General features: G+C 65.9%; 13 protein-coding genes and 1 pseudogene. 10 read left to right on the top strand and 4 right to left on the bottom strand.

Annotated elements, in window-relative coordinates; translation table 11 throughout:
- Nucleotides 1–861: 861 nt before the first annotated feature.
- A pseudogene (locus BM414_RS31905) lies at nucleotides 862–1,116 on the top strand (DUF427 domain-containing protein); the annotation flags it as partial.
- A 105-nt stretch (nucleotides 1,117–1,221) separates the two neighbouring features.
- Here BM414_RS31905 and BM414_RS31055 read toward each other — a convergent pair.
- Nucleotides 1,222–1,560 (bottom strand): recombinase family protein, encoded by a 339-nt coding sequence (locus BM414_RS31055; RefSeq protein ID WP_245784927.1) that lies wholly within the window; start codon nucleotides 1,558–1,560, stop codon nucleotides 1,222–1,224.
- Between the two features lie 280 nt (nucleotides 1,561–1,840).
- Between BM414_RS31055 and BM414_RS23045 the strand changes: the two genes are divergently transcribed.
- The 3 genes from BM414_RS23045 to BM414_RS23055 all read left to right on the top strand — a co-directional run bounded on the left by BM414_RS23045 (nucleotide 1,841) and on the right by BM414_RS23055 (nucleotide 4,693).
- Nucleotides 1,841–2,785, top strand: coding sequence for a diacylglycerol/lipid kinase family protein (locus tag BM414_RS23045; RefSeq protein ID WP_245784928.1), 945 nt, complete (start codon nucleotides 1,841–1,843; stop codon nucleotides 2,783–2,785).
- Nucleotides 2,786–3,273: 488 nt separating this feature from the next.
- A complete protein-coding gene (locus tag BM414_RS23050; protein WP_093583367.1) occupies nucleotides 3,274–4,056 on the top strand; it encodes an SAM hydrolase/SAM-dependent halogenase family protein in 783 nt (260 codons plus the stop codon).
- A 130-nt stretch (nucleotides 4,057–4,186) separates the two neighbouring features.
- On the top strand, nucleotides 4,187–4,693 hold the full coding sequence (locus BM414_RS23055) for a site-specific integrase (RefSeq protein ID WP_093583369.1): 507 nt from the start codon (nucleotides 4,187–4,189) through the stop codon (nucleotides 4,691–4,693).
- Between the two features lie 395 nt (nucleotides 4,694–5,088).
- On the opposite strand, the gene BM414_RS23060 is transcribed toward BM414_RS23055, so the two are convergent.
- Together BM414_RS23060 and BM414_RS31910 are read right to left on the bottom strand one after the other, a co-directional pair.
- Nucleotides 5,089–5,415, bottom strand: coding sequence for a hypothetical protein (locus BM414_RS23060; protein WP_139245996.1), 327 nt, complete (start codon nucleotides 5,413–5,415; stop codon nucleotides 5,089–5,091).
- A gap of 33 nt (nucleotides 5,416–5,448) precedes the next feature.
- Nucleotides 5,449–6,441, bottom strand: coding sequence for a MauE/DoxX family redox-associated membrane protein (locus BM414_RS31910; protein WP_093583373.1), 993 nt, complete (start codon nucleotides 6,439–6,441; stop codon nucleotides 5,449–5,451).
- A 1,501-nt stretch (nucleotides 6,442–7,942) separates the two neighbouring features.
- Here BM414_RS31910 and BM414_RS31915 point away from each other — a divergent pair.
- The 6 genes from BM414_RS31915 to BM414_RS31920 all read left to right on the top strand — a co-directional run bounded on the left by BM414_RS31915 (nucleotide 7,943) and on the right by BM414_RS31920 (nucleotide 12,556).
- Nucleotides 7,943–8,566 (top strand): ABC-three component system protein, encoded by a 624-nt coding sequence (locus tag BM414_RS31915; RefSeq protein WP_425432372.1) that lies wholly within the window; start codon nucleotides 7,943–7,945, stop codon nucleotides 8,564–8,566.
- Nucleotides 8,559–9,014 carry an ABC-three component system middle component 2 gene (locus BM414_RS28665; RefSeq protein WP_139245998.1) on the top strand — a complete coding sequence of 152 codons (456 nt, stop codon included), beginning with the start codon at nucleotides 8,559–8,561 and terminating at the stop codon, nucleotides 9,012–9,014. Before BM414_RS31915 ends, BM414_RS28665 begins: the two co-directional genes overlap by 8 nt.
- 77 nt (nucleotides 9,015–9,091) lie before the next feature.
- The gene (locus BM414_RS28670; RefSeq protein WP_139245999.1) at nucleotides 9,092–10,876 is read left to right on the top strand and encodes a ubiquitin family protein; all 1,785 of its coding nucleotides are present in this window, start codon (nucleotides 9,092–9,094) and stop codon (nucleotides 10,874–10,876) included.
- Between the two features lie 103 nt (nucleotides 10,877–10,979).
- On the top strand, nucleotides 10,980–11,642 hold the full coding sequence (locus BM414_RS23090; protein ID WP_093583382.1) for a tyrosine-type recombinase/integrase: 663 nt from the start codon (nucleotides 10,980–10,982) through the stop codon (nucleotides 11,640–11,642).
- Nucleotides 11,643–11,991: 349 nt separating this feature from the next.
- Entirely contained in the window at nucleotides 11,992–12,273 is a 282-nt protein-coding gene (locus BM414_RS23095) for a type II toxin-antitoxin system Phd/YefM family antitoxin (RefSeq protein WP_093583449.1), read from the top strand.
- Nucleotides 12,274–12,418: 145 nt separating this feature from the next.
- The gene (locus tag BM414_RS31920; RefSeq protein ID WP_425432373.1) at nucleotides 12,419–12,556 is read left to right on the top strand and encodes a type II toxin-antitoxin system RelE family toxin; all 138 of its coding nucleotides are present in this window, start codon (nucleotides 12,419–12,421) and stop codon (nucleotides 12,554–12,556) included.
- 133 nt (nucleotides 12,557–12,689) lie between these two features.
- Here the strand turns inward: BM414_RS31920 and BM414_RS23105 are convergent, their stop codons facing one another.
- Nucleotides 12,690–12,986 (bottom strand): cupin domain-containing protein, encoded by a 297-nt coding sequence (locus BM414_RS23105; RefSeq protein ID WP_217644896.1) that lies wholly within the window; start codon nucleotides 12,984–12,986, stop codon nucleotides 12,690–12,692.
- Nucleotides 12,987–13,444 lie beyond the last annotated feature (458 nt).

Here is a 13,444-nt window from a genome sequence, read left to right on the forward strand (position 1 = left end):
GCCTGTTCACCGGGGACGTGGGGGTGATCTGGGGCGTCAACGAACGTCGAACAACAGCTCCGAGCAGGGCTTGTGCCGCGGCGATCAGGCTTGGATCTCGATGGCTGGTCTTCACTGGCTTGCGGGCTTCGTGCGGACTCGGCCATGGGCACAGAAGGCCGTCGGACCGCTCCTACAGGGGTGTCCGTGAGGGCGGCTCCGGGGACGCCTGCTGTCGATGTCGCCGGGTGAACAGGGTCCCTGGCCATCCGACCCGTCCATGACGCCGGGAAGCGCCCGTCGAGGCCGGCCCGGCGGATCCCCGATGACAAGGGAGGCATCGGGGGCCACGCTGACGTTGACTGACGAGGAGGGCCTCATGGGCGTGCGGTTGAGAGACCGCATGGCAGGACCCCTCGACCAGTTGCGGTACGAGCCGGTCAAGAGACGGATCTGAGCCGAGCTCCTCGACTGAACACCCGTCGTCGACAGCGACCGAGCAGTCCTGGTCTGGGAGCCACACCGGGTGATCCCCACCTACGCCGTGCCGGTCGACGACGTGCTCGGCGAGGTGGTCCACATCCCCGCGTCGCCGCCGGTCGATGACGTCGCTCGGGTCGGTGTCGCGATGCCCGAGGTCACGGACATGCCCGTGCTCCACCCTCGGATTCCGTTCGCCGTCCGCCGCACCGAGGGCAGCCCGTCCACATCCGTCCACCCGGACGCGAGCGGACCGTCGAGGGGTTCCGGCCAGGCGTCCCCGATCTGGCGGACTCCGTCGTTGTCGACTTCGCGGGGTGCGACCGGTGGCTGGAGGAGGAGATCGTCGGGCACCCGCGCGATCCGTTCCACCGAGTCGACGTCCGTGCACGCCACGTGCACGTGTTCCTGGACGCCGATCTCCTCGCCGACTCCACGCATCCCCGCCCCGTCTTCAAGACCCTCTTGCCGGTCCGTTACCACCTCCCACCGGAGGACGTGACGGCCGACCTCCGGTCCAGCGACACACGTACGTGGTGTCCCTACGAGGGGGCGGCCTCGTACTGGTCCGTCGAGGTTGCCGGCCGTGTCGTCCCCGACCTCCTCTGGTCCTATGAGGATCCGCTGCCCGACGCAGCCGAACTCGCCGGCCGCCGGACGTTCTTCGACGAACGCGTGGATCTCGTGGTGGACGGCGTGACCAGGGCACGAACCGTCACGCCCTGGTCGTGGTCACGCACTGCGAGGCGAAGTCGGGGCCGCTCACCGGGACAGGTAGGCGAGCCTCGTCCCGGAGAGGACCGCTCTGGCACACAGGGCGGCTGCCCCCGTGGACCTGAACAAGACTCTTCCGGTCGTCGACCTGGCCTTGGACGAGACGTCGACCGACGACATCGACGCGGTTACCCGAGCGCTGCGAGACGGCGGCTGGCGCAGCGTCCAGATCGACGACCCGGGGCACTCGCGGTTGGTGCCGGTCAGGCCGTGGTCGATGTAGACCCGACCCGGCTCGACGCCGAGGGCGAGCAGTCCCTCGCGTTGCGCGGTCAGATCCTGGGCGTCGGTGGACACCCGCGTGTAGCCGATCAGCAGCGCCGTCATGGCGCACCCCCACGGGCAGGCCGACGCCGGCGCTCCGGTGCGTCGGTCACCAGCGACGGCGGCAGCCGCTACCCGGGGACGGTGATCACCACGGACACCCCTCGTCTGCCCCTCGGGTCATCAACCACCCGAGGAGGCGAGAGCCTCGACGTCCGCGAGAGGATCCTTCTACGAACGGGTCTTGCCGGCCCCCGGTCAACGGTCCCGCCGAGGGTCTGCCGCTGCGGTCCGGCGGCGCCCCCGAGGGGCAGCCACCCGCGCCGGGAGGACGGAGATCGTCGTGACGGGACCTGTGCACCAGCGGTCGAAGGCGGCGCTGGACGCCGACATCCGCGCCCGGCGCCGCACCGCGCTGGTCGTCAACGTCCGGTCCCGCCGGGGACGCCGTCACTTCGCGGCGGTGCACCGGTGGCTGCAGGCCGCCGTGGAGCTGGTCGACGTGCGCCCGGTCGCCGAGCCTCGGGGTCTGCCCGAGGCGCTCGCCGCCGCGGCCGACAGCGGCGCTGACCTCGTGGTGGTGGGCGGCGGCGACGGCACGCTGAGCGAGGCCGCCCACCAGCTCGCCCACCGCGACGCCTGCCTCGGCGTGGTTCCGCTCGGCACGACCAACAACTTCGCCCGCGGCCTCGGCCTGCCGCTCGGCCTGCCGGCCGCCCTGGGCGTGCTCACCGGCGGCAAGGTCGCCGACGTCGACCTCGGCCACGTGGCCGGGCGGCACTTCGCCAACCTGACCAGCCTGGGGCTGTCCGTGCAGGTCGCCGAGCACGTTCCGCACCGGCTCAAGCGGGTGCTCGGCCGCGCTGCCTATCCGCTGACCGCGCTCGCCCTGCTGCCCGGCCACCGGCCCTTCACCGCGCGCCTGCGCATCGGCGACGAGGTCCACGAACTCGCGACCCACCAGCTCAACATCGCCAACGGCAGTCACCACGCCGGCCGGGCGATCGCCTCCGACACCGGCCTCGACGACCGCGAGCTGGTGGCGTACCGGCTCGGCGACGTCAACCGGCTCCGGCTGAGCCTCGCGACCGTCCGCCAGACGGTCATCGGGCCCCGCCGGCCGCTGGACCGCACCCGGTTCCTCACGGCCGGCGAGGTGTGGTTGGAGACCGACCCGCCCCTCGCGCTCGACGTGGACGGGGAGATCCGCGGACGCACGCCGGTGCGGATCGCGCTCGAGGCCAACGCGCTGCGGGTGATGGTCGGCACGGACTTCCTGGACCGCTGATCTCCACTCTCCTCGCGATCATGGGCCTTTCCTGGGACGAGGAGCGCCGGCTCCTGTCGCGACCGGGCGGGGTGATTCGTCCGCACCGCCGCCCGCGTGGGTTTCCTCTGTGTGCGTCAGTGACCGCGCTGTGGCGGTCGCTCGCGCCCTGCAGGCGCGTACGTGGGCCGAGCAGTTCTACGACCCGCCTCACGCGGTCGTCGAGGACTCCGGCGGCGACCGAGGGACCCGGGGCGACAGGGCGGAGACGTTGTCCCGTCAGGGGAACGCGCAACGGCGACGTTCGGGCGGAGCGGGCAGCCAACCGCCGGTGTCTGTAGGGGATCCCTCTCCGGGACACCGGAGGAGTGGGATCGCAGCTCGCACCGGCCGCTCCAGAAGCAGGTCGTGTCGTGGGACCGGACCGGGGTGCCGAGCCCGGCGAGCAGGCCCACCACAGGAACGGCGCCAGGCAGCCGTGACCACCAGGACAGCGAGAGACTGCAACGATGCTGCTGCACCTGATCGCTGACTACGGAATGGGAGACCTCGCGTTCGCCGAGGTACGACAGCGCCTGGGGATGCTCCTGCCCGACGCGGCGGTCGTCGTGACGTCCGTGGGACCGTTCGACACGCTCGGCGCCGGCTTCTGCATCGGGCAGCTCGCGCTCAACGACGGCCCGCAGGACATGGTCCTCTACGCGAACATCGCTCCACGACGGGATGAGGAGGACCCGCGGCGGGACAATGCGGGAGAGCGGCTCGTCGCGGCCCGGCTGCCCTCGGGCGTCCTGGTCGTGGCACCGAACGCGGGGTACACGTTCTCGTTTCTGCGGGATGAGGCCGAGGAGCTGCGCGAGGTGGAGGTGCCGGAGTCAGGCTCTCAGTTCCGGTCGCGGGACCTGTTCCCCGATGTCGTAGCCCGGCTGGCCCGGGGAGACGTCGGCCCGTTGGGTCCGCCGCTGCCGAACGGGGCCGTACCTGCGTTCCCCGAGCGCGTTGTCGCCTACACCGACGGATACGGCAACCTCAAGACCACCTGGACCGAGCTGCCGGCCCCACCCGGTACGCGAGTCGGGATCGCAGTCGGCGATCAGCGGGGTTTCGCCGTGGTGAGCGACGGTGCCTTCGAGGTGCCGGTCGGCGAGACGTCCTTCGCGCCGGGGAGCTCTGGATGGCGACGGCGTTCCGGGGGTTCGGCCGCCTTCCTCGAGCTGTTCCGGAGGGGGAGCAGCGCGGCCGCCATGTTCGGGCACCCGCCAGCAGGTACCCCCGTCGAGGTCGTTGGATGAGTCTGCGGGCGCAGCGCATGCCGGCGGCCGCACGTCCCGCTCCCGCATCGATCAGTGCGACATGACTTGGCCGGCGTAGGCCGCCGATCCCGACGCCATCCGGCTCGACCTGCCGGACCTCGTCGTCTTCATGCTGGGCACCGACGTGCGGATCGGCGAGGCGTGCGCGCTGCGCTGGTCCGCCGTGGACCTCGAGGCCGGCTCACTGAAGATCGAGGCGACCCTCGTCGGCGTCCCTGGAGAAGGTCTGGCGATCCAGGAGTTCCCGAAGACCACCGCCGGCCGGCGCACCATCGCCCTACCGGCCTTCGTCGTCGACCTACTGCAGGATCGCCGGAGGCTGCTGCGACCCAATGCGGAGTCGCAGGTGGCCTTCCCCAGTCCCAACGGACGGCTGCGGGATCCGCACAACACCAGCACCGATCTGCGCCGGGCCCTCGACCGCGCCGGCTTCACCTGGGTCACCTCGCACGTGGTCCGCAAGACCGTGGCCACCCGCCTCGACGAGGCCGGGCTCTCGGCCCGCCGGATCGCGGATCACCTCGGCCACAACCGCCCGAGCCTCACCCAGGACGTCTACATGGGCCGCGGACTGGCCAGCCCCGAGGCGGCCTCGGCACTGCAGCGCCTGCGCTGACCCTCGGCGGACGACCCAGACACGAGCCGACCACGAGTCGTCCGTGCCCGAGTTCGTTGGTCGTTCAGTGGTCGCGGCGCCCGATGCAGGTGGCCTGCCGACCCGCTGACCTGCGGTGTTGCTCCCCCGATTGGACTCGAACCAATAACCCTGCGATTCACACTGCGGCACTACTGCAACCTCACAGCGCATCACTCATGCCCAGCTCAGGCGGCAACTAGCGCGCGTGGAGGTCACTGGTGCTCAGGGACCTTAACCAGCAATGTGGCGGGTATGTGGTGGGTATGGGGGGTTGCGGGAGGCGCTCGGGACTGCCCCCTGTGGTCGGGGCGCACGCAGATGGCGTCTTGGGGTTGCCGATGATCAATCGGGACTGCAGTAATCGGCTGACCGCGTTACGCCGCGGTCACCTGATAGGTGTAGAAGCCACCCGACTCCGACGGCAGATGGACCGTGCCTCGACCCCGTACTCCGTCGTAGTCGACGACCATCCCGGCAGCGCCAGTAGCCTCTAACCGGGGCATGCCCGCGGTGACCGCAAGGCCGGACACAATCCGATAGCGCGCATCTGGCTCGGCAACTAAGAAGACGCCATTCTCACCCTTGACGACGATTCTGATCGCCTGCATGGAACCCTCAAGGCGGGTTGCCATATTGAGTGTAGTTGCTTCGGGGTCGCTCAAGAGTCGACTCATCGTTTCCGGAGAAGGCAGATCGACCATCGCTGACTTCACCCTCCTATGGGCGGGCCGAATCTAGGGGCGCGCGGGCTCTTTGTTAACCGCTGGAGCAATTCCTTGCATCAAGGCGACACATTCGCTATAGCCGTACGCACGGGAGAGCTCCTCCCCCTGGCGATTAAAGTCGAGGACGGCCGGAAACGCCGTCACCCCATAGGCGGCCGCCACACTATGGTCCTCGTCATGTATAACCGTCGCCCCAGTCACGTGTATATTCGGGTCGTCCGAATAGATGACCAAGCGCTTACCGCGGACGGAAGGGTTGTTGCCAAGATCGTGCAGAAGGCGGTGGCAACCTGTACATCCCGAGTGTGTGAAGAGAACCACTGACTCAGCGTGCTCACCTTCCGGCCTCCGCCTAAGAACCTCAACGTCCCGCCTCGTCCCTCCGGGCGGCCCAACCCTTCTGTGCGATGCAGAGATGACCGCTAGCTGCCTCTCCGCCTGACCGGCCATTCCCATTAGATTGACGATGGCCCAGACGCAGAATCCTATGCTGATTGTCTGCAAGACAACCAAGAGCGCAAGGAGACGATCGGGGATGGGAATCCAGAGGATGGACCAGCAACTCCAAGCGCACGACGCGCTCGTGAGCAGTTCATACGTGAGAACGAGCGTCGCGGCGCCGGCAAGGAGGACGTTCCGCACGATCGATCGCCAGCCTATCGGGCGCTGCGAGAACGACCCGAAACACTGACAGGGCGGCCGTCTGCCCCTGTGAATGGCACTAGTCAACAGCAGCGTCAAGCCGGCAAGTAAGACAACAGCCGCCGCGCTGGCCGGTATGGCTAGCGCCTCGACCAGCAGGGCAAGGCCGAGGACGATCTCAAGCGCAGGAAAGAGGGTGCCAGCGACACGGGAGATGCGCTCAGGTACACCTAGCGCCGCCGCAGTGGCCCCTGCAGTGCCAGGACGCACCGCCTTCATGACTCCCGCAGCGATAAACGTCAAAGCGAGCCCCAACTGCGCCAGTCCAGCCAGCACTGCAAGTCCTGCTGAACCTAACATTGGCCAGCCTTTGCTGGCGCGCAGATATCCGTAAAGCAACCCAACCCAGCTTTGCACTCCTTCAAGCAGGTAGAAACGTCGCTATAGCAAGTCTTATTGCAACCGCAGTAGACCTTGTTTTGCGGCCTGCAGCACTCGCAAGCCTCCTTCTGAGCACGATCGTATGGCCCGGCTCCTCCGCTAGAGACTGCGTCGTAATATGTCTGAGCCACGACTTGGCAGACCCCAAAGTCAAAGGCGATGCGCCCGGGCCCGAACGGAACCGTGAAGGCCGTATTGCAAGCCAGTACTGCGCTGTCGTACATCTGACGGTCGCAGTCATCCTTCTTCGTCGGGCTTGCGCTGCAGGTGCCGTAGCAGGCGTCATGTCGGTCACAAGCCGACTTAAAACTAACGTGCAGCCATCCATCAGGTATCAGCGTCGCAACGACGTTCAAGAAGCCCGCTGGCCCGCATCCGTTGACGGTGGGTGTGTAGCCCGGGCGTGGACGTCGATTTGGACAATCATTCAAGTCCCGCGGCGGGTACTCGACAGTGCAGTCAATGTCAGCCCGCGTAGTCAGTGCGGTCGCTTGCGTCATCGCGACCGCCGCGCTCACTCGGGATGCCGCCGCTACCGCTTGCATGAAGGCACCGTGCGGTGCGGGCTGAGAAATGCCTCGCACGAGCCGGCCAAAGATAGTTGACATCGCACAGCCTCAGCCGTCGCTGGTAGATGGGCGCGCCCAGGAAAGGTACCGCGGCGCCGTCGCGATGGGAACCTCGCTCGTGAGCACCACACCGCGGTCGACGCTGAGCTGTCCCGCGTCCTGGGCGTGTCTGTACTGCCCAGCATCGCGGCCGGCGGTCGAGAGCGGTGCCCCCACGGAGTCCTCGATCACGGCGTGTCGCTGGATCCCAGAGGGGTCAACACAGCCCGCCCGTGAGAATCGAGCTACCCCCCGTGCTTGACCGCATACAGTGTGCAGAGGCCGGGTCGGGTCGGCAGAGACAGCACCGTGGGGGCAAGTTGGGACGAGCAGAGGCCAGCGGCTTGCAAGGCCCACTACTCTCCGACCTTCCGCACCCGCGGACGGATCCGGTCGTCGCTCGGCCAGTGTCCGCAAGCCCAGGCGCCTTCCTTCGACCGGACGCTGTCCTAGCATTCCTCAGTCCGGATGAATGGGAGGAGTTTGTCCTTGAGTGGGCCCACGGACTCGAGGCCGACTACACGCGGATTAAACGCCTTGGCGGCCCTGGCGATCAGGGAATCGACGTGGCCGCCTTTCTTAGCGACGCAGGACTTGACGGGCCGTGGCACTGCTTTCAGTGCAAACACTACAATCGACCACTCGAACGCAACGATGCTTGGCCGGAGCTATACAAGATTTTCGACGGCGCAGTACGGGGAATCTACACCCTTCCCCAAAAGTATATCTTCTTGGCCCCGCGCGGCTGTGGGCGAACGCTTGACAGGCTCCTCTCTTCGCCATCCAAGCTGAAAGAAGAGTTTCTCGCCAAAATGGCGGATGATACTTACCCACTGTCTGGGGCTAGCCGCAAGTCACGAGAGGCTGTGGCTAGCCTCGTAGAGACGAGCGACCTTGGCTTCGTCGACTCAGCTCCTATCCATGACGTGCTGGAAGTGCATAGTCGCACCCGCTACCACTCCCAACGATTCTCTACTCCACTCGCGGACCGGCCGCCTTGCGAGCCCCCGCCAAGCGAGATCGATGAGGGGGAACTGCGTTACGTCTCCCAACTTGTCGAGGTCTATAACGAGCACTTCAAGGGTATTGGAGTGCACGTTGGAAACGTTGCGCATGCCAGCAAGTGCGCCACTCACTTTCAGAGGCAGCGCGAGTCCTTTTATGCCGCAGAGGCCTTGCGGCGGTTCGCTCGGGACCAGGTCCCACCAGGGACGTATGAGCACCTGCAAGAGAACATCTACCAAGGGGTTGTAGAAACGGCCGAGATGCCTCACGCGGACGGTTACGTCCGGCTCCAGACCGTCCTCCAGCTATCGATGTCCATCGACGTCAGCTCCAACCGCTTGATGCAAGTGCTTGACAAGGCTGACTGCAAGGGCATTTGCCATCAACTTGCTAACGAGGACCGTCTGCGGTGGGTGACACAGGATGACTGACCCCCTCAACGGCCCGCTAGAAGTTGGACTCAGGGTGCTCGCCATCCTTGATGCTGCCTATCCTGACGGCATGGATGTCGACAGGCTAAGCTTGCTCGACCACATAAGTCTCCACACGCGTGACTTTGGTGGCCCAGAAAGCATCCTGCCGGCGCTGCCTCAACGACAGAGCGAGATATCGGTTGGCCGCGCCAGAATCGAGGAGGGGCTCCAAGTCATGCTACGCGCACAGCTAATAGATATGACACAGAGCTCTGAGGGGCTTCAGTACGTGGCGTCCGACTCGTCCTCGCACTTCATCAGTCTTCTCGAATCACGATACTTCGACCGACTGAGGGAATCTGCCCAGTGGGCCGTTGAGCGGTACCGCAACATAAGCAACGTGGAAGTTAGCCGGATTACATCGAGCTTAGCCACACAAAGAGGGCAACGAGGGGCTGGAGGATGACCTCCATGCGACTTCGTCACCTCACGCTCGTTGGCCTGGGTCAGTCTGCCAGTGTCGAATTTGGGTCGAGCCTGACTGTGATCTTCGGCGCATCGGACACGGGGAAGTCGTTTATCGTCAGTGCTATAGATTACACGCTCGGAGCAGCTCGACTCAAGGACATCCCCGAGGCTCAGGGATACACGCACTCACTGGTCTCGCTGGACTTGCCCAACGGCGAGAACGTAACTCTGGCACGCCCACTGCGAGGTGGCAGGATCGCGGTTTATGAGGGCGATTGGAGGAGTCTTCCTCCCTCACTCCCGAGGCAGACTCTTGCCGATCGGAAGCCTAAGAAGGGCGAGGAGTCGATCTCCGACTTTCTGCTGCGGGGACTCGGGCTTGAGGGTCGGAAGGTGATCAAGAACTCCAAGGGCGCTACACAGTCGCTCAGCTTTCGCAACCTCGCGCATCTCTGTATTGTCAATGAGGCACAGATGCAGTCCGAGGTGCCGCCTGCGCTCACCGGCCAGCACGTGAGTCGAACGGCCGAGCGTTCGGCACTCCGCGTCCTGCTCCAAAATGATGACGATGGGGAAATAGCGCAAGAAGTACCAACAGACGACGAGGTTCGCATCGGTCGATCCAAACAGGAGGTGCTGGCGCAACTGCATTCCGACCTGGTTGGCCGAATGCAGTCGAAAGAAAGCAGGGTAGAGGTCGAGCAAAGGCTTGGCCGCCTATCGATGGCGATCGCGGGGACAACAGACGATATTGAAGGCATGCTCCGACGCAGACAGGACATTGTCGAGGCTCTACAAAGAGCGACGACATTACTAGACGTCAGGCGCCGGGAGAGGCTTGAACGGCAGGAGCTGGGCGCTCGTTTCAGCTTACTCGCAAGTCAGTACGAATCCGACTTGGGCCGGCTAGAACTCGTTCGAGAAGCCGGGACACTTCTCGGCTACTTCGACACCGGCGTCTGCGCCTTCTGTGGTGCCAGCCCCGAGCATCAGAAGCTGTCCGAGCACCTCGGAGGCGAAGCCACCCAACTCGATCTCGTAACCCGCGCAGAGGAATCGCGCATCAATATGCTCCGCACCGACCTGGCGCAGGTTCAGGAAGAACTAGCCACTGAGGTCGCTGGCCTCGTCAAACGAGAAGAGAGGCTGCGTGATCATATTGAGTCCCTGAGGGTGCGAATCAGGGATCTAGACCGGCAACTCTCTCCGCTCCGGACTGACCTGCCACGTCTACTTGAGGCTCGGTCTGTCGCCGAAAGGCTCATCGCTTATCACGAGCAACTTGCGAGTATAGAGGCGCTTTTGCGGGCTAACGAGGTACCTGGGTTGGCGAAGCAGCCTCCCATGCGTGAGCTTTCCCCGGTCACGATACGGGAGTTTGAGGCGAGACTACGCGACACGCTCACCTCCTGGGGCGTCACGGGATCGTCAGAGTTGGTGTTCAATCCCGCATCCACCGACCTTGTGATCGCGGGCCAGTCACGTGCTGACCGCGGCAAGGGGATGCGAGCTATCCTCCATGCGTGTTTCACACTCGGACTTGCAGACTATTGCAATAGTGAAGGACTGCCGCATCCAGGATTCGTCGTTCTTGACTCTCCGGTTGTGACGTATCGGCCGCCCGACGAAAACTCACCGTGGACGGCGGCGACTGACGCAGATGATGACGAGTACGTAAGCGCAACGGTCTTCGACCGCTTCTATGAACACTTGGCAACCGACGCGCGTGCTCAGGTGATTGTGATGGAGAACGTCAGTCCGCCAAATTTGCGACAGGACGACTCCACGCGCGTACACCACTTCACCAAGAATGATGGGGTCGGCAGGTACGGGTTCTTCCCGCATGAGGCCGAGTCGTGAGGGTCTGTGCGTGGCGGTTCAGGGCCTTCCCGGGTGGCCCGTGGGCGACTACACGGCTGTTTGTGCGCGCCAGGGGGTGTGATGCCGGCGCGCAAGGTTGTTGATGAGCAGGAGGTCATCCGCCGAGGTACGGACCACTAAGCCAAAGGGCACTCGCGACACCGAACGGGCCTTCACGACGGCAGAGCGTGACGCCGTCGTGGCCTACGCCGACACCGACTCCATCGCCGCGCGTCGCGACTTGGTCGACTTCGTGGCCTTCCTCGCGGGCACAGGTGCCCGCATCGGGGAGGTGTGCGCGCTGCGCTGGTCGGCGCTTCACCTGGGTGACGGGGCGGCGCAGCTCGGGCCGGTTGTGGTGCGAGAGACGGGGGTCGGGCTGCACATCCAGGACGAGGGCAAGACCGGGGCCAGCACGCGGACGATCAAGCTGCCGGCCGATCTGCTGGCCCGTCTGCTGGCGCGTCAGGTCGACGCCGTGGAAAACGAGTGGGACGTGGTGTTCCCCTCTCCCCGTGGCCGTCTGCGCGACCCGAGCAACACCAGTCACGACGTGGCCGACCTGCTGACCGCCGCCGGACACGAGTGGGCCACCGCGCACACGTTCCGCCACACGGTGGCGACCCTGCTCGACCTGGCGGGACTGTCGGCCCGTGAGATCGCCAACTACCTCGGGCACGCGCGGGCGAGCATGACCCAGGACGTCTACATGAGCCGTCGCACGGTCAGCGACCGGGCAGCCGACCTGCTGCTCATCGGGCAGTAGCCACGACCAAAGTGGCGAGTAAGTGGCGGATCCGCCACCCTACCAGCCGATGACACAGGCCCCTGACCGGCGTCTCTGCTGGTCAGGGGCTTGGTATTGCTCCCCCGATTGGACTCGAACCAATAACCCTGCGATTTGATCTTGATGGAGTTGGCAGCGATTGGCCAGCGGCGAATGCACAGGTCAGTAGCCCTTCGCGTCGTTGGACAGCGTTGGCCAGCGGGGAAGACCGAGGGGGGTTTGTTGGTCGTAGATTGGTCGCGTCGCGACGCGGACCCGCTCCACCCGCCACGCCTCCAGGTTGAGTCGCGGTTGGATCGCCACCTCCACTCTGGTCATGCTCCTGACCATGACGACGCTGCCCCTGACCGCTGCGACGGCCCACCTGTCGATGCTCATCGCCCGCGTCGGTCGGCAGCACGAGCGGGGATACGCTACCGTGCACGGCCAGCCCTCCGCGGTCCTGCTCGCCACCGAGGACTTCGAGTCGCTGCAGGAGACCGTCGAGATTTTCGCTGATGCCCGTGCCATGCGGCGGCCGAACGCCTCCGAGGCCAAGCTGGCCCGCGGGGACGTCGAGGCCCGCGACGACCTGGACGCGGCCAGGGCCCGCCACGGCCTGCCGCAGTGACCGAGGGCCAGGAGCGCTACTTTCTGGCCCTCACCCCCACCGGACGCCGCCAGCTCACCGAGCATCTCCCCGCGGCCGTCGCGACAGCGGCCTCCGAGTGCATCGTCGGGCCGCTGCTTGACGCCCCCCCCTGCGCTGGGAGCGGCTGCGCCGGCCGCTCGAGGACCGACACAACGCCCGCCGGGGGACCTACCGGGTCGCGTACCGCATCGACGACGAGGCCCGCACTGTCACATTCCTGGACGTCGCCCACCGCCGCGACGCCTTCCGGACCTGCCGCTGATCCTGGTTCGGCGCAGCGGATCAAGCCTCCCGCGCATCCATCTCTGCTGTCCGCTTGCCCCAGCAGTCGACCAGATCGGGGCGAGCAACGGCCATCCTACCCGCGGCCCTTCCAACCTGTGCGCGCAACGTGCTCACACAGTGGGAATCCAAGGTCCCTCGACGGGAATGGCTTCACCCTCCCCTGGCCAGGGCGGCATCGTGGCACCGATGGCCGCCAGCGGCTCCCTTCCGGTGTTCCAGAATTGAAACGAGGTGCCGACCGGGATGGTCAGACAGACGCCTGGGCGAAGGTCGACCTCGCGCCCACTACCAGCTTCTTGCTGCCTCCACATGACGCCGAGGCCCCCGAGGATGTACCAGATCTCGCTGACCGACCGGTGCTGCAGCGCCCGCGAGACTTCACCGCCGGCCAACTCGAAGTGCGCCATCCCTCCGCGAGGAAGACGCGCCAAGACCCTGACGCGGGACCCGTCAGGAGCGATGTCCATGTGGCGGACGGGCAGGAGTTGCTCGTCGAAGGGCACCGCATCGTTCAATGATTCCGACATGACTCAACTGTCGAGAATCAGCCCGCCGATGAGAAGACCGGCTGCCGTCAGCGCTGGGTGATCCCACACCGTCCTCGACGGTGCCCCTGCGGTCGGCGTCCGCGCCCCAGCGACCGGCGGCCTCGTGCACACGGCCACCACGGATTGCGGTACACGCCCTGGATCTTCGGCGATCGGCTGCACACGAGCGCTTCAGGCGCCACGGGCCACGTGGCCTCCATCGTCGACGAACCGGGGGGAGCAAGGCGGTTGCCTGACGCGGGTGCTTCAGACACCCGTTCGCTGTCTCCGTCGCCCGCGGGAAGAGCGCCGTTCCGAGGAGTGGGTCCCGCAAGCAG

This window comes from Geodermatophilus amargosae (assembly GCF_900116515.1).
Classification (GTDB): domain Bacteria; phylum Actinomycetota; class Actinomycetes; order Mycobacteriales; family Geodermatophilaceae; genus Geodermatophilus; species Geodermatophilus amargosae.